13 protein-coding genes are annotated in these 16,913 nt (G+C 42.0%); 8 read left to right on the forward strand and 5 right to left on the reverse strand.

The window, feature by feature from the left end; genetic code table 11:
- The first annotated feature begins 13 nt into the window (after nucleotides 1-13).
- Entirely contained in the window at nucleotides 14-841 is an 828-nt protein-coding gene (locus VTAP4600_RS24000; RefSeq protein ID WP_102525208.1) for an ATP adenylyltransferase family protein, read from the forward strand.
- 36 nt (nucleotides 842-877) lie between these two features.
- Here the strand turns inward: VTAP4600_RS24000 and VTAP4600_RS24005 are convergent, their stop codons facing one another.
- Together VTAP4600_RS24005 and VTAP4600_RS24010 are read right to left on the reverse strand one after the other, a co-directional pair.
- The gene (locus VTAP4600_RS24005; protein WP_102525209.1) at nucleotides 878-1,483 is read right to left on the reverse strand and encodes a TetR/AcrR family transcriptional regulator; all 606 of its coding nucleotides are present in this window, start codon (nucleotides 1,481-1,483) and stop codon (nucleotides 878-880) included.
- Nucleotides 1,483-2,928 (reverse strand): coniferyl aldehyde dehydrogenase, encoded by a 1,446-nt coding sequence (locus VTAP4600_RS24010; protein WP_102525210.1) that lies wholly within the window; start codon nucleotides 2,926-2,928, stop codon nucleotides 1,483-1,485. The genes VTAP4600_RS24005 and VTAP4600_RS24010 overlap by 1 nt, the downstream gene beginning before the upstream one ends.
- 184 nt (nucleotides 2,929-3,112) lie before the next feature.
- Between VTAP4600_RS24010 and VTAP4600_RS24015 the strand changes: the two genes are divergently transcribed.
- Nucleotides 3,113-3,859, forward strand: coding sequence for a substrate-binding periplasmic protein (locus VTAP4600_RS24015; RefSeq protein WP_102525211.1), 747 nt, complete (start codon nucleotides 3,113-3,115; stop codon nucleotides 3,857-3,859).
- Nucleotides 3,860-3,933: 74 nt separating this feature from the next.
- Here the strand turns inward: VTAP4600_RS24015 and VTAP4600_RS24020 are convergent, their stop codons facing one another.
- On the reverse strand, nucleotides 3,934-5,256 hold the full coding sequence (locus VTAP4600_RS24020) for an IS4 family transposase (protein ID WP_012397019.1): 1,323 nt from the start codon (nucleotides 5,254-5,256) through the stop codon (nucleotides 3,934-3,936).
- A 96-nt stretch (nucleotides 5,257-5,352) separates the two neighbouring features.
- Nucleotides 5,353-6,705 carry a molecular chaperone gene (yegD, locus tag VTAP4600_RS24025; protein ID WP_102525212.1) on the reverse strand — a complete coding sequence of 451 codons (1,353 nt, stop codon included), beginning with the start codon at nucleotides 6,703-6,705 and terminating at the stop codon, nucleotides 5,353-5,355.
- A gap of 230 nt (nucleotides 6,706-6,935) precedes the next feature.
- Here yegD and VTAP4600_RS24030 point away from each other — a divergent pair, with 230 nt between their 5' ends.
- The 4 genes from VTAP4600_RS24030 (at nucleotide 6,936) to VTAP4600_RS24045 (ending at nucleotide 13,871) form a co-directional block, all read left to right on the forward strand.
- Entirely contained in the window at nucleotides 6,936-11,384 is a 4,449-nt protein-coding gene (locus VTAP4600_RS24030) for a response regulator (protein ID WP_172443219.1), read from the forward strand.
- Nucleotides 11,385-12,191, forward strand: a complete 807-nt coding sequence (locus tag VTAP4600_RS24035) for a response regulator (protein WP_102525214.1) — start codon at nucleotides 11,385-11,387, stop codon at nucleotides 12,189-12,191.
- Nucleotides 12,192-12,335: 144 nt separating this feature from the next.
- Entirely contained in the window at nucleotides 12,336-12,932 is a 597-nt protein-coding gene (locus VTAP4600_RS24040) for a TetR/AcrR family transcriptional regulator (protein WP_102525215.1), read from the forward strand.
- An 87-nt stretch (nucleotides 12,933-13,019) separates the two neighbouring features.
- Nucleotides 13,020-13,871: an alpha/beta hydrolase gene (locus tag VTAP4600_RS24045; RefSeq protein ID WP_102525216.1), complete on the forward strand. Its 852-nt coding sequence runs from the start codon at nucleotides 13,020-13,022 to the stop codon at nucleotides 13,869-13,871.
- A 91-nt stretch (nucleotides 13,872-13,962) separates the two neighbouring features.
- On the opposite strand, the gene VTAP4600_RS24050 is transcribed toward VTAP4600_RS24045, so the two are convergent.
- Nucleotides 13,963-15,441, reverse strand: a complete 1,479-nt coding sequence (locus VTAP4600_RS24050) for a peptide MFS transporter (protein WP_102525217.1) — start codon at nucleotides 15,439-15,441, stop codon at nucleotides 13,963-13,965.
- Nucleotides 15,442-15,881: 440 nt separating this feature from the next.
- Between VTAP4600_RS24050 and VTAP4600_RS24055 the strand changes: the two genes are divergently transcribed.
- On the forward strand, nucleotides 15,882-16,382 hold the full coding sequence (locus VTAP4600_RS24055) for a GNAT family N-acetyltransferase (RefSeq protein ID WP_102525218.1): 501 nt from the start codon (nucleotides 15,882-15,884) through the stop codon (nucleotides 16,380-16,382).
- 27 nt (nucleotides 16,383-16,409) lie between these two features.
- Nucleotides 16,410-16,760 carry a hypothetical protein gene (locus VTAP4600_RS24060; RefSeq protein WP_102525219.1) on the forward strand — a complete coding sequence of 117 codons (351 nt, stop codon included), beginning with the start codon at nucleotides 16,410-16,412 and terminating at the stop codon, nucleotides 16,758-16,760.
- The last annotated feature ends 153 nt before the right edge of the window (nucleotides 16,761-16,913 follow it).

A 16,913-nucleotide genomic window follows, 5' to 3' on the forward strand; every position in this document is an offset into this window, starting at 1 on the left:
CTAAGGAGCTGTGATGTTTTGGACTAAGGCGCGAGAAGTCAGCCAACGTGCGATGGAAAACGAAACGTTAGTTCCTATTGCGTCGAAGGCCTTTTACTTTGAAAGTGAAGGGTACCGATGTTTTGGGCATACGCTCAGTGATAATATTCGTAAGAAGCCGGTGGCGCATTTTTCCGATAACCCAAAAGCCGTGCGTAACCCATTTTTGCCTTATGAAAAGGCGATGTATGTTTCCGAAGCCGGTGATGATCATGTTTGCATACTCAATAAGTTTCCCGTGATCACCCCGCACCTTTTGATTTGTACTCGCCAATACGCCCAACAGAACCAGTTGCTTGACCTGTCTGATTTTACTGCATGGTTGATGGCATTTAAGTTTGAACCAAACGTTACGCCTCTGCCAAACGAAAGTCACGATGCTGACGATGTGTTGGGATTCTTTAATGGCGGCGTTATGGCAGGGTCAAGCCAACCTCATCGACATATGCAAGTCGTGAAATCTCAAATCCCTTTTGAACAGGCGATTGCAAACGGTGAGTTGCCTTTTCCGCATCAGTTATCACTCATTAGTGAATTAAACCCGAATAAAATACATCAAGGGTATCTTGAGATGATGTCTGAATTACATTTATTACCAGAGCACGATGATGGGATTTGCAAGCCTTATAATTTGTTGCTCACGAAGCGCTGGATGCTTATTGTTCCGAGGAGTGTCAACCAAGTGGGGGGCATGTATGCCAATGGTATTAATTTTAGCGGCCGCTTTGTCGTGAAAAATGAAGCGCAATTGCAATGGCTAAAACAAAGCGGTGTGTTGGCGTTTTTAGGGCAATGTACGTAACATTGCCCTTAGAGAAAGGCCTTGAATATTGGTGTGTTAGTTGACTTTCATTAAGCTGTTAAGTGCCGATGAGCAAGCTTGCTGCTTAAACGTTTCAGTATTGTGATTTGGGTACAGTAACAAAAACTCAGCATTAGAAAATATGCTGTTTTGTGCCATCAGAGCAAGATAATCTAAGGGCATATCAATCACGATACTCTCATGCAGACACTGGTCAAAGAAGTCATAAAGGTACTGGTGTAACTCCTTGAATATAGCCATAGTGTGAGCTTTGTCATCGACTTTGTTTGTAAGCGCTTCAATATTTAAATAGTAGCGTTGCAAAAAGCGTAAAGCGTTTGGATTATTAAGGAACCATTCCAATGCCTTTAGCCATAGAGTTTGCCCTTTAGAATATAAATCGCCGTCGAGATCTTGGTTTATCTCAACACTCAGTTGGGTCTTTATTTCCCGATACAACTCATCACAGAGGAGTTGTTTGTTAGCAAAGTGATGAAATAACGTACCTGTTGCCACACCGGCTCGTTTTGCAATGCTGGCGGTTGAAGTATTGGTTATGCCATTCTCGACGAAAGAGGACAGCGCTGCTTCAAGAATCAGCGCCTTCTTTGAGGGATTAACCGCCTTATTACTGTCAGTCATTATCGTAAAAAAACCTTCTGCAGGAGTTTGGTCATTAAATCACGATTTTTGAGCAGTAGTGCACTACGTGGTAACCACGAGGCGGTATGAAAGACCGTTTTACTGTGAGAAAACGTTTTAAATCCTTCGATACCGTGATAGCTCCCCAGGCCTGAATGACCGATACCACCAAACGGGGCATCTTCGGCAGCCACGTGCAATAAAGTATCGTTGATACTGAGTGCGCCACTGTGCACTTGATAGGTCGCGCGCTCAATCAACGCCTTGTCGTCGGACATGACATACAGTGCAAGCGGACGAGCACGATTATCAATATATCGGAACGCTTCATCAATGTGATCATAGGTCATGATCGGTAAGAGGCTGCCAAAAATCTCATTCTTCATGATCAACATGTCATCGTTCACGTCGCTCACCAAGGTCGGCATCAAATCAGATGGGGTATTGGCTGTTGAATCCTGGCTAACAGGGTGCAGTTTGGCGCCTTGTTTTTCTGCATCCACTAAGTAGCTTTGTAGACGGGATAATTGACGTTCATTGATGATGCAACCATGACGACTTGCTTGTACCTTTCCTCCATAGAAATGCTGGAATCGCTTAATGTAAGTCTCGATGAACTCTTGCTGCCTAGACTGGGGCAGCCAAATATAATCTGGCGCGACACAAATTTGGCCTGCATTGACGGTCTTGCCCAGAATGATGCTATCAATTGCACTTTTCATTGATATTTGGTCATCAATGATCACTGGGGACTTACCACCTAACTCAAGGGTGATCGGAGTCAGGTTGTCTGCGGCGGCACGGGCTATATGTTTTCCAACTTCAGTTGAGCCGGTAAAAAATAGATGATCAAACGGCAGTTTACTGAACGCACTAGATACTTCCATTTCGCCTTCAATGAATATGACCTGATCATTGATGCTACTCAATATGTTCTTGAGCACTCGGTTGGTATTAGGTGTGAATTCACTCATCTTAATCATGACTCGATTGCCCGCAGCCAACGCGGTAATCGCAGGGTTGATGCTTAAATTAATCGGGAAATTCCAAGGAGTAATGATGCCAATCACGCCTAACGGTTGTTGATGAACCGTAACTTTCGAAGGGAACAACAGTAATCCAGCGTGACGTTTTTCTGGTTTGACCCACTTCTTTATGTGTTTGAGTGTGTAATTAGCGTGTTGAATCGTTGCGATGATATCGGCGAGTAAGCTATCAAATTGGCTGCGGTACCCGTAATCGTCACTTAAGGCCTGAATCAAGTTTTCTTTTTCTGCCAATAATACTTGTTTGATGACTGTAATTGTTTCGATTCGGCTATCAATCGGCAAATATGGTGTTTGTTTGAATTGAGCACTCAGTGAATGGAAGTGTTCATTGAGCGCCTCAATTTGTGAGTCTTCATGCTGGGTATCTTGTTGAACGATCGTTTCGTGAACTGCCATAGTTTGTCCTTATAAATAAACCGACTGATTAGTCAGTTTATGGTGGTGCAAAATTTGGACAAGGTCAATAGGAAATTTGTACCATTGGATTAGAGGAGAAAAATCGCAATTTTTGGATAACGAGCTAACGTTAACAATATGCAGTTCAACAACAGAACGACAGTCTGTTAAATGCGAGGCTAAGATGAAAATTATTGGGTTGATGTTACTGACATTGGTTTGTCTTCCGTTGCAGGCGAAAGAAATAAAAGTAGGTATATTTTATCTTGGGCCACACATGATTGTGAAGAGCGAAGATAGGGAACATCAAGGTTACGCCATCACGCATTTTAAAGATATTGCGTCAAAAATGAGCATTGATAAAGTAACTTTCATGGCGTTTCCGTTTCCTAGAATGGTGTATGCCTTAGAGCATAATCAGATTGACGCGGCACTACTATTGGCTAAAAATAGCCAACGCTCAGAGCGGTTTGTCTATCCTGAAGAACCGTACTACAGAACAACCCCTGGTATAGCGGTGAGAGAGGATTTCCCATTAAGTAGCATTGAAACGATTGAGGACATTCTGCCGTTTACTATCGGGATCACCGCAAAAGTCTACCGTACTCCTATGATGAGAGACGAAAGAATCAAGTACGATAGAGTGGCATCCGGTAAACAAATTTATAAGCAACATTTTAGTAAACTAGAGGCGAGACGAATCGATGCGATTTACCTGCCTGACGTCGAGGGTCTTAAATATGAAGCAGATAAGCTAGGGTACGATCAGTTTCGCTACATGACGTTACCGGAACTTCCGACACTTGTGTATACCGTGTTTTCCAAAGAGTCGGCAAAAGTTTACCTTGAAGATTATCAAGATGCATTAAGGCAACAAAATTTGTCGTTGACCTATGAAGAGCTTGTGGAGAGCGAAAGTGACGGCATGTAGAGGGTAAGCCACCGAGAGCGGGGTATCAATAGAGAGCCCCTAAAAATGGGGCTCCTAAGACTAATGCCACTCGCTTAAGAGCGAGTGGCATGTTTATTGGGGTATCGGGCTGGCTTTTTTAAAACCGCTCTGGGGTATGGTTTCCTTTTCCGTTTCTTGGGGAGAATAAGCCGCTTCCCATTGTCCCTGAGAGCTTTTAAGTTTTTTGGTATCGCTCCTGGACTTCGAGTGTCGCTCGCCCAAATCATCTCATCCATAATCAAAAATAAGGCATTAATGAAGCTGATCCGTAGAGGCTCAACTTCATGTTGTTTAGCCATCTCAGCCATTTCCAGCCTCACGATGTTATAGCTGGTTAATATTCCCCATAGCTCCTGATATATCCCGACTTTTTTCTTACTTCGTAATGTTGGTTTGTTTTGTAACTGATACTGCTTTAGTTCGCCGTAACTGCGTTCGATTTCCCAACGCTCCCAATACACTTTAACTAAGTCATCAAACAGATAGCGCTCAGGGCATAAGCACGAAGTAATGAAGCCTTTGATTTCACCTTTAGGGGTTGGAATTAGAATAAGGCGTGCTTGCCATCTCTTGCCAAGATAGGGAGTCTGCTTTTGAGCTTGTGGTGAAACAGGCATCTCAATGAGATGATCATAATCAGTATAACTCTCGATTATGTCATAGCGCATTTTGGTTTTGATTGGTGTTAACCAGTGGCTGTTACTGCTAGCACCCTGCCAGCTGGTAAATAACTCCGCAGAAGTGAACCCTCTATCAAAAAGTGTTAATGAGTCATCTGGTGCTGACCCCACAAGTTGTTGGGCATATGATATTTCACTGTTTGTTACTGGTCCAAAAGCAGCATCGGACACAAGGTGGCTACGTGTAGACATTAATGTTACTGCCAACACGCTTGGAAATGATGCACCTTTTTGAGCAAACCCAAAATGCTGATTTTCTTCGGTATTGTGAGTTTTGAAATACGTTCCATCGACACTAAGAAGCTTTAAGCCACAAACTTCGTCAAAGTCTGATTGTTGCTCCCACTGTTGGGCTGTAGTTTTAAATAAGTAACGCATAGGTTTATCGCCGAGGCGTTCTTTCCCCTTGATAATACTGCTTGTTGCCATAGGTGTGAGTTCACCATCTACATCAGGGAATGCTAACTCCAACTTGTCGCAGACATCTTGAATGGAGCGATTACGTTGGAGCCCAATCCCTAATACTAACCAAACAGCTTGCTCTGCGGGGAGGCGTCGCTTTCTGAGCGATACTCGTCCAGTTTGTTGAACAGCTTCTTCAACCCATTCCCAAGGAATGTGTTTATTAAACACATCGATTGGACGTTCGTGGCAAAACTCTGCGGTAACCTGTAACTCTTTTGAAAACTCAGACATAAAAAATCGGCCGTAACTTACGTTACGACCGATTATGAGGCCTCTGGAGGATCGTTCAAGTAGCTAAACGATCGGCATTAGGCTCCTAAGACAAACTTATTTAAAGCACAGTTCAGCCCAGTGAGTAAGACCGGACGTAACAGAACCAAAGTAGTTACCACTTACCATAGGCACGTTTGGTAACTTCTCTTCGATTGCTTGGCGAAGTATTGGCGAACGAGCGGTACCACCCGTTAGGTAGATAACGTCGGGCGTTTTTGCACCTTGTGTAAGCGCTTCGCTAATCAATTCGATCATTTTTTCTTTCGGTGCTTCTATGGCTTCAGCCATTTGGCTCACGCTCACATCAATTTCCAAAGTTTCAGACAACAAATCAATATTGGCTAAATAATGGTTAGAGTTTGATAAAGCAATTTTGGCTTGTTCTGCTTGCCTTACAATGCTGTAGCCCAGAGTTTCTTGATACACCTTAAGCAGTCGATCAAGCTTTTCTGGCTCTTGGGCATCTTTTCTAAACTGCTTCAGTGCTTTTAGGTTTTCTCTGGCGTAAAAGTCACGTTGCGCTTCAACATTGTTAATGGCGATAGGGTTCCAAAACTGATTTAAAGGTATATCGATACCTGCATCGGTTTTACTGCCTTTTCCTAGTGGCGACATCAAATGTTTAAACGCCAAATAGATATCAAGGTCATTACCCCCAACGCGCTGACCGCTATGGGCCAATAAGCTGCTAGTTCTGTCAGGCTGATTAGCCCACGTTGGCCCCATTTCTATTAACGAGCAATCTGTTGTACCACCACCAATATCCACGACCAACACAGTTTGATCATGTTTTAAACTGTTTTCGTAATCAAGCCCAGCGGCAACAGGTTCAAACTGGAATTCGATGTTCTTAAACCCAGCACGTAGCGCCGCTTTTCTAAGAATGTTTTCAGCCTGAATGTTGGCGTCTTCACCACCACGTCCATGAAAATTAACAGGGCGGCCAATCACCGTATCGGTAATCACCTGTTGAGTTTGAAGCTCACTTTTCTGCTTAATGTTGCTCATCATGGCACACACTAAATCTTCAAAAAATGAAATTTGAACTTCATGTAAACCACTTGCACCCAAAAAGGATTTGGGTGACTTGACGTAATAGACTTCACGAGGGTCTTCTAGATACAAATCAAGTGCAGCTTGACCAAATAACAAATCACCTTTAAGAACTTCAATGTCTTCATCGCGGTTAAATGCGATAGAACGACGCAAGACTTGTTCTCCAACAGGGCTGCTCGGTGAGATGTTGTAATGGCGAAAAAGGTACTCAGATACCGCTTCTCGAGTAGGGGCGCATAGTGTTGAAGAAATAAAAGGGCTGTTGCCTTCTAAGTTAAGTAAATTTGGTTGGCCATTAACCATTGAAGCAACGGAACAATTGGCGGTGCCATAATCGAAACCAATAAACATCATTCAACCCCAAGTAAATAAAAGGCTGGCGATTCTACATCAATTCAAAATTCAACGCATCCGTTAATCGAAAGAAAACTAGGCATTATTCAATAATTTGCATTGCTTTTGTTCAGTTAGGGTCAATACTTAATTTCATAACCACAAAATAATAAATGCAATTACTTTGAGGTAGTTCACTGAGCTGTACACAATGGTCTTAACGTAAACGTCAAATGGATAGTGGCTCAATGAAACTAAAGCGTAAAAATGGAATATTACTTGCCGTTATATCGAGCGCGTTACTCGTCGTTGCGATGGTCCTTATCTCGCAGGCCGCACGGTATGCTGAAAATGTTGAGTCGGCTTATTATCAAAAATCTGTCGAAGAAATAGGCGATGAGGTAGAAAAATTCATTCTTGAAAGGACGAAGGACGTGAGGGTACTCCGTGAAAGTACTCAGGTTCTTGAACAAACGAGTAAAACGAGTTTTGTTGATTCATTAACCGACAAGTTTAACCTCTATATTGATAGCTATCGAGTCTATCAAAATATGGTTCTGTTTAGTCCTGATGGCAACGTATTGGTGGAAAATACTCAATCGTATGATGGTGATGACGTGAAACCGATTTTGGGTGATCCGATGACATTAAGTACTCGTCCTTGGTTTAAAGATACACTAAAAACCGAGCGAGTTAGTATTTCGCAGGTGTTCGGTAAGGACATCTATTTTTCGGTACTTGATAAACATAAGAAAGTACTGGTGTTGAGCTCACCAATTTTTGATGAAAAAGATAACGTTTCTGCGGTATTGGCGGTCGTGGTCGATATCAGCAACATTAAAAATATAATCAGTGGCCACTTTAGTCACTTAGCCGCACTATCGACGCACCGTTATTCAACGTATGCAACAACCGAGCAAGGTAATCATGTCTATGTCGTTGCCAGTGAAAATTTTGATATTAAGAGTAATTTTTCACGTACCACGGTAGCCGAAACACTGACTCACATTAGAGAAACGAATGGAGCCAATAGCTTTACCATTCAAGGTGATTACTTAGTCTCTTGGGCGCAAATAGTCAGCAATGAAAATGCTCCTCGTATCATTTTGTTCTTTATTCCTACCTCTGATGTGTTTAAAAACATAACCCTTGGTAAATGGTATGCCATGGCAATGGCTTTTGGATTAGTACTGACCTTGTGTTTTGCAGGATTTCATTTTATTTCTCGTATCGGCAGTCCATTACAGAAAATTGAGGGTGTGATTGCCAGTTTATCGAAAAATGACTTGGACGTAGATCTGCCTGAATATAAAGAGCTCGATGAGATTTCCGGTATTATTGATTCGCTCAAAATCTATAAAAATCAATTAATTGAACGCGGTGAGTTGTTTGAACGAGTGCAAACGCAAAAAGAGCAACTGGATGTTCAATTTCAGGCAATTGAATCAGCAAATGCCTGCATTTTAGTTCTAGCAGCGAAGAAAGATAATGCTGTTTTGTATGCCAATAAAGCAATGCTGTCGTTAGTCAATAAAGCTGAAGATGAAATCAAAGGAATGCGGGTACGGGATTTATATGATTCAGAACTTAACTTAATTCAAGTCGAAGAAATCATCCAGGCATTGGACAGCGAGTTATCGCTTGAAACGAGTGTCTGCTTTAAAGGACACGATGATGGGTTGATGTTTTTCAACCTATTTTTAAGCCCTGTATACTCAGACTCAAAAGAAATTGCCAGTTATATCCTGGTGCATAATGACGTGTCCGACTTAAGAAGAGTCGAAGCAGAAATTTTAGATACCAATTTCAAATTAGAAGAAATGGTTGAAAAAACCACAATGCAACTTGAAGGTTCCGAAAGCCAAATGAACCTTATTTTTCAGTCGGCACTAGATGGCATGTTGCTCGTAGGCTCCGATGAAAAAATTATGGATATTAACCTATCAGCAGAAAGGATGTTCGGCTGGAAGAAAATAGATATTGTAGGAAGCCTATTCGAGTCACTAATATCAGAAAAATTTAATATCGGTAACATCAATTACCTCAAGGATTCCAACGAGGGGAAAGAGGGCACGATTTCTGAACGCCTCCGTGAAGCGATAGGTGTGACCAAAACAGGTAATTTCATTCCCCTGGATATACTCGTGACTCAAATGTCACTCGACGACGAAACCCTCTATTTTGTGACGTTCCGAGATATCAGCGATCGAAAACACACAGAGTCAGAATTGAAATACAGCAAACGTAGTTTGCAAGAAACCATCAGGCGTTTAAACCTCACGACAGAGGCTGGTGAAATTGGTATTTGGAACTGGAATTTCATTACAGGTGGGCTGGAGTGGGACGACAGAATGTATCGCATGTACCAGAAAGATCCGGATACCTGCGATAACACATACGATACTTGGCGCACCTGTGTTCTTGAGGAAGACGTCGAACAGGCCGAAGTCGCATTGATGGAAGCCAAGAATAGCCTCACCCGATTTTTTGCGGAGTTTAGGATACGTTGGCCTAACGGAGAAATACGTTGGATAAAAGCGTCAGCCGATGTCATTTTCGACGAAAATAGTGGTGTCGCAATTGGCATGGGTGGCGTGAATCTAGACGTCACCGAAGAAAAAAATTCCCAAGAATTACTAAGAAGAGAAAGTGAGGCCGCAAATGCGGCGAACGGAGCGAAATCACTGTTTTTGGCTAATATGAGCCATGAAATTCGGACGCCAATGAATGGTGTAGTTGGCATGATTGACCTGCTTAACGATACTGACCTATCGTTTGACCAGCAAAGTATGACGACGACAATAAAAGATTCATCGTTACACCTTCTTAGCATCATTAATGACATTTTGGATTTTTCAAAAATTGAAGCGAATCAAATGTCGGTCGAACATTTACCCGTACCGTTGCAAGTAACAGTAGAGAAGACCGCTGACGTGTTATGGCTACAAGCGAACCAAAATAACGCGGCGATATACATTGTTTACGATCCTAACATTCCTAACCTTATCTTGAGTGATGGCGTTCGTTTAGGCCAAGTGTTGTTTAACGTACTAGGAAACGCTGTTAAGTTTTCTAAAGGTGATGAGAAGTCACGGGGTGAAATCTGGCTCAAAGCACAGCTTGAATCGAATGAGAGCAATGCCGATAAAAAAGGCACAAATAAAATCGCGGTTACCATTCAAGACAATGGTATCGGTATGAGTGCAGAGCAACTAGAGAACTTATTCAAGTCATTTACTCAAGGTGATGCATCAACAACGAGATTATATGGCGGCACGGGTTTAGGTTTATCGATTTCTCATTCACTTGTCGAAATGATGGGAGGAACGATTAGTGTCGAGAGTCAACAATGGGTGGGCACGACCTTCAGGGTGGAATTGCCTTGTGATGATGCTTCTGTGCTTGACGCAGAGTGTGAAGATCGATGCCTAGAGAACATGAATATTGTAACGGTTATTGGAGAAGAGTCGTTACAAACAGCAGTAAAAGAAAACCTAGAGTTGCAACAGTGCAAAGTGCTTAGTCTCAACTCCTTAGAGAAACTAAAATTACTCATGGCTAATGATGATTCATTTGATGTCGTGATTCTCGGTTCCGAGTTTAGCCATGAAGAAATGAAGGCAATAACCAAGGTCGTTGAGTTAAGAAGTACCCGTATTATCTTGCTAGCAAATGAGCCAGCCGTAAAATTGAAAGGGCTTCCAGGTGGTAATGTTGCGCTCGGGGTTTGTCCGCTTAAACCGAGTGAATTGGTCGATGCGGTTTTACAAGCCAATGGCCGAAAGCACAACAGCAATGAAATCGAAAACCAAGAATACAACGCATTAGAGGATAACTTTGATGACAATATCCGTTGGAAAATCTTGGTTGCTGAAGATCAACCAACCAACCGAGATGTGATTGAGCGTCAACTGAGTAAGCTCGGGTATCAGTGCCTAATGGCTGAGAACGGCTCAACGGCTCTTGAACTCTGGAAAAAACAAAGCTTCGACTTAGTGTTAACCGATTGCCACATGCCTGTTATGGATGGCTTTGAATTGACGCGAGCGATTCGTGACATAGAGAAAGAGCAACAGGCTAGTCATCCAGTTCCGATTGTAGCGCTGACTGCAAATGCGCTTTTAGGTGCGGCAGACTCCTGCATTGAAGCAGGGATGGACGATTATCTTTCTAAACCGATCGAATTGCAGAAGCTGAAAACCGCACTTAATTTATGGTTAAACGATGACACCGTTTCCCGTGAAAATTCAGCGCTATTGAATCATACAAATACTGACCTTACTGAAGCCGTGTCAGATTTGACCGTAGAGCTGAACACGACCCTCGATATTGACCAATCGCGTTTACCTATTGATTGTGAACGACTCTCAGAAATATTAGGCACTGATGAGGAAGAAATACTTTATCCGTTATTAGAAGGGTATTGGGAGTCAATACAGGACGATCTCGCCTCTCTTACGACCTCATTTCAAAGTAAAGATCGAGAACAAATACAAGGTATAGCGCACGCGGCAAAAGGGGCGGCTAAGTCAGCGGGTGCCGATCCACTTGGGGATACCTTTAAAATCATTCAAGATGAAGCGTTAGAAGCCGACTGGGAAGAACTAAACAATCATTTAAATCAAGCGATCACAAGAATAGAAGAGATAGAGCAATGGCTAATAGAGCGTGCGATTATCAGCAAGGGAGCCGCATAAATGAACGAGAAATCTGAACTAGAAGGTTACACGGTTTTGGTGGTGGAAGATCATCAATTTTCTCGCGCAACCTTAGTATCATTGCTACAACGTTTAGGCGTTGAAAGCGTATTGACTGCGAAAGACGGTATAGAGGCTGAAACAGCGCTTAACAGTAATAAAATAGACGCGGTGATTACTGATATTAATATGCCCAATATGAATGGCATCGAGCTGTTAAAAAGTATCAGGATGGGTAAAACTGCCAACAAATGCGATATGAGAGTATTAGCCGTGACGTCATACTCGAATGTAGAAGTCATTAGAGCTTGTATGAGCTTGGATATCAGCGCTTTTTTGGTTAAGCCAATAACGATTGATAATGTAAAAACTAAGTTGATTACCGCATTAGAAGAAAGTGCTGATCTTTCAAATCAAAAAAATTATTCTGAGGTAGAAAGCGACTTCGATTGTATCTCAGAAAACCCGACTGCTCGCAAAGCGGATAAGCACCAACCCGATCGAACGCTTAATAAGAAAATCAACTGGCCTTACGGCAAAGCACAACCAAAAGAAGAGCCTCCGCGTGTACTGCCAGAAAAAATCAAAGGCAAGTCGATTTCATATATGACCGTTAGCCAAGTGACAAACTTAGAGTCAGGGATGATTTTAATGCAAGATTTGTGTGCCAAAAATGGTGTATGTTTGATTGCATCGGGCGTAGTCCTTAATGGCAGGTTAATCAATCGGTTACACGAGCTCAGTTCGATTATTGAACTTGATCAACTTAAAGTGAAAATGCTGGTGGAAGAGGCCAAAAACAGTTGAAGGGTAACTAAAACGTATGCTGCATTTCTACCGGTAGATGCAGCGTGCCTTATATTGAATCAAAATATTAATGTCAGTTTTAGGTTGCAAAAAAGTACGAACGTGCTAAATATGATTATAGATTTGATTGATTAGTAATATTGGATGAGAAAAGGCAAGGTAACACGCGAGCATATATTGAATATTGCGTTTAAGCTAGCGAGTGAAAATGGTCTAGAGAGCTTAACCATCGGTGAGCTTGCGAAGCACTGCGGAATGTCGAAAAGCGGTCTGTTTGCACATTTCAACTCCAAAGATAATTTGCAAGTTTCAGTGTTGGAGCAAGCTAACCTTGTCTTTGTTCATCGTGTGATTTCGCCTGCGCGAGAAAACCTGCATCTGTCCATTGAAGATAAACTTCGAACATTAATGCAAAATTGGCTGGGTTGGAATCATTCGTTTCAAGGTAGTTGCATGTTTTTGGATGCTTGGAAAGATGGTGCGCATAGTGACAGTGTAACGCAAAAAGCCTTAAGGAAAACCATTACAACCTGGGTTAATTACTTAACTATTCAGATTTCAAAAGGTATAGACTCAAACGAGTTCCGAAAAGATCTCGACGCAGAGCAGGCGACATTTGAGTTGTATGGGCTGTATTTAAGTGCGCAGTTGTTTTACTCAATTAAAGGTGAGCAGGCGAGTAAATTACAGTTTTGGCAAGGAGTGTCGGATTTGATTGCTAGCTGGAAATCCACACGATAGGACTAACACTAAAAGGGATTCGTCTCTTTCTTTACTAAAAAATAGCACGGTCGTTCGAATAATTTGGCGGCCTTAAGGAATATGGTCATGAGTGAAAAAATCTATTTTAATACGTCGGATAAGTTCAGCCTTAAAAGGACGGTCGTCAATATGTCTACGAGACTGCATCATACGATAGCTCCTGATCATGCAAAAAAGACGGCGAGAAAGCTGCTATTAACACCGGTAAGGACTTCACCAAAAAATATTGAGCCTGAGGGGCTTATTAAAGGTGAATTAGAAGGCCGTGATGGCAAAGTACAAACGTATCAATTGGGCGAAGGGCCGATATGGGTTCTGACGCATGGTTGGTCTGGCACAGCGAGTCAGTTCTTTCCACTGATGGAATACATGGCTAGCAAAGGGTTTACCGCACTCGCATATGATCACCCGGGTCATGGTGCAAGTGGTGGGGTATATGGGCATCTACCTGCATTTGTAAATGGCTTAGAGACTGTGCTCGATAGTGTGGATAAAGTTGTTGGTATTGTCGGACACAGCATGGGGACGGCGTCGGCCGTAGAATGTCGCCACGCCAAAATCCAACATGTGCCAATGCTTCTAATTGCTCCGGTTTTAGAATATTTAGAAAACTTGTTTGGCAGTATTGAGCGCTCGGGTTTTTCAATGAAATTGTTTGAAGAGGTCGTATTAGAAATTCAAGACCAATATCACTATCCCCTCCAGTCGGTAGACCCATACCGAAAGCTGGCATTGAGAGAAAGTAAGACGATTATTGTCCACGATGAAAAAGACAAATTTACCAAGTTTTCAGTTTCAGAAAAAGCGGCAAAAGAAATGGACAATGTCAGCTTGGTTGCGACTCAAGGGCAGGGGCATGGACGCGTGATGACATGCCAACAAGTGTTTGATAGCTTTGATGCGTTAACGTCACTCTAGTCTGCGATTAACATTGAAAAAAAACAGGCAGCGAATTCGCTGCCTGTTTTGATTGTCCTCTAATTACCCAGTCTCAGTCAGATTTCATGCACTAACTCTTAGCTTCGGTTAGTTCGACTTCTTTCGTCAGGTTATTGGCTTTTTCAAGCATCTTACGAATGATCACTGATGCAGCCAACGCCACTATGACCATCACTACTGCAAGCATAGTTAGCAAACCAAAGTAATCGCCATAAACCGTTTGAACGATTTCTTGTGTGATCTCTTGGCCTTTTTCTAATGCGATAGAGGTAGAGAATACCGCGCCCACAATGCCACTCATCGCTATGGCAACCGAAAACAGGCTAACAGAGAAGTTTTCAATGTGCTTAGGCGCAACAGAGAGAATAAACGCAACAACCATACTGCCGACAATTACTTCAGCAAAAGCTTGGAAGAAGTGGATCAGTAGGAAAACTTCAGGGCGGATAATGACGTCTTCACCGATGTTTTTAACAGCAAAGGCAAGGATACCAAAAGCAATTGCGGTGAAGATAAATGCAAAGCCAATTTTTGTTGCGGTAGTGAAGTTTATGTTGCGCTTTTCAAGATATGAAAAAGTACCCGCGATAACCGGGCCAGCAACGATACACCAAAGAGGGTTCATCGACATCGATGCCTCAGGCGCGATAGGTAGGATACCAAATAAGTCGCCACGCATTGTGTTGATGGTTACCATTGTCATGGAAGTCATCATTTGTCCGTAATAAACAAAGAATGCGGTTGTTAGTACGGTTACGATGAGAATCGTGCCCATCTTAAGAGAATCCGATTTTTCAGCCTTTAACATCAAAGATATAAAATAACCGATGGCCGCAAGTCCGATGGCATAGACAAAATTCTTACCAATATCCATGTTAGAAAACATAAAGAATACTAATGCAATCATACCCGCAGAGACAATGCTGAAAATGATCCAGTTTTTTGTGCTTACAGGCTCCTGATCGATTTCTGCACCAATACCTGATAGTTGCTTGTTAAATGCGACAAGCAGACCTAGCGCGACAAATGCCATAACAGCCGATAGAGTGAAACTGCCATTAAAACCAATGTACGCTACGATGAATGGGAACAAATACTGGCCCAATAACGCGCCAATATTGTTGATGGAATAGTTGACTGGGTAGCCGTTCTCGAAATCTTCTTGTGTGGCAAAAGTACGTTTAAAAAGGCTTGGGTAAGAAGGAGACATTAAGCCACGGCCATAACTTGCAAGTGCAATACCAGCAAGCGCGAGGGGAACGTTCGTTGTTGATGCCCCGATAACAAGTAACGCATATCCAGCACTGAAGCCAAGATAAGCAATCGTTAATGAGCGATATGCACCTAAAAATTTGTCGGCAATAAAGCCGCCAGCAATTGCGAATAATGGACCTATTGCCGAGAACGCACCCACAACCATCATTGTGTCTGCTTCGCTATAGTTTAGAGTTTCTAGGAAGAACCTCGTTAAGATTACCATGACCCCATAAAATGATAAGCCAAACATCATTTGGCAGAACATCATGGACCCATTTAGTTTATTCCACATGTCAATATCCTTAAAATAGTTATATTGTTAGAATTATTACTTGGAAGATCTTACCAGACACAAATGGTTACAAACCGACGTTCTGTCGCATTTATCTTATAATATGCATTACAATTACTAATGAATAAGGTTAGCTTTTCTTGTTTTGATTAAGTATTAAACTTGTTTGTTTTGAATGATAAATAGAATCGAGTTTATTGTTAATGTTGTGTGTAATTTGACGTCCTTGGTGACAGCACTTATTGAGGTGCGATGAGTCTCCATCGAGAAGTCGAGAGTAGGTGGGGTTACGTACGGTAATTAAATTATGTGCATATAGTGTTGATCTGATTTTTGGAATGTGTTTTTCTTATACAACTGATTGAAATTAAAGCAATACAAATTAATTAGCGATTAGACAAGCCAAGTAATTCAGGTAATAGAACAGCAAGGAAGTAGAAATGAGCGAGATAACAGTAAGGCATTCAGAGCCAAGTGACGCAATTGCGATTAAAGAAGTATATTCTGGAGTCATGGCCTATTCTGGAACACTTCAGTTACCCTTTCCTGCTAATAGTAATTGGGAGAAGCGCATATCGAATGTGCCAGACAATGTTTATAGCTTTGTTGCTGAAATAGACGGTAAGGTTGTTGGCAATTTGGGCGTAGGTATCTGTACTAATATGCGACGTCGGCACGTCGCTGAATTTGGTATGGGGGTTAAAGACGAATTTCAAAGCCAAGGTGTTGGTAGCGCATTGCTTACTGCGTTAATCGAGTTAACAGATAATTGGCTGAACATCAGACGACTAGAGTTAACAGTGTTTGTAGATAACGAGTCCGCTATGGCTCTATATCAGAAGTTTGGTTTTGAAATTGAAGGTGAATCTAAGGATTATGCGTTTAGAAATGGCCAATATGTCGACGCTTATCATATGGCGCGGATCAAAGCTGTATCTTGATGTTGTAAGCTGCTAACAGGGAAGGCCATGTTCAAGCTGATTAAACAGGTAGCGATAGTTAACGCCATCGCAGCAATAACGGTATATATACTGTCTAACTATGTTGCCGTTTTTAAAACGACCACACTTGTGGATTTTCTCTTCTATATCGTGATTGTCATTTGGATAGTCGCAAAACTTACTTGGGAAGGCGGGATGCACAGTAAAACCTATAACTACGATGATTCCGCAAGTAGTCGTGTGCAGTCTATGGTTGAACATGATGTCGAAGCTGAGAAACAACGTAATGCGACGCAAAATTATCAATTCGGTTTTGTCATGTTTCTGGCAGGAATACCCGCATTTATAACATGCTTCATTCTTCAGTTTTTGCTTTAAGTCGCCCTTCTTGATTGAAACTTACGCCAAATATAATCCATAGCCCCAATAATGACTTTACCAGCCTTAAGTTTTATGGGGGTTCGATTTAGCGCGATGGATCATATTTTGGTTGTTAATCACGGTTTGTTAGTAATTAATGAGATATCACTC

Origin of the sequence: Vibrio tapetis subsp. tapetis, assembly GCF_900233005.1 — a bacterium.
Classification (GTDB): Bacteria; Pseudomonadota; Gammaproteobacteria; order Enterobacterales; family Vibrionaceae; genus Vibrio; species Vibrio tapetis.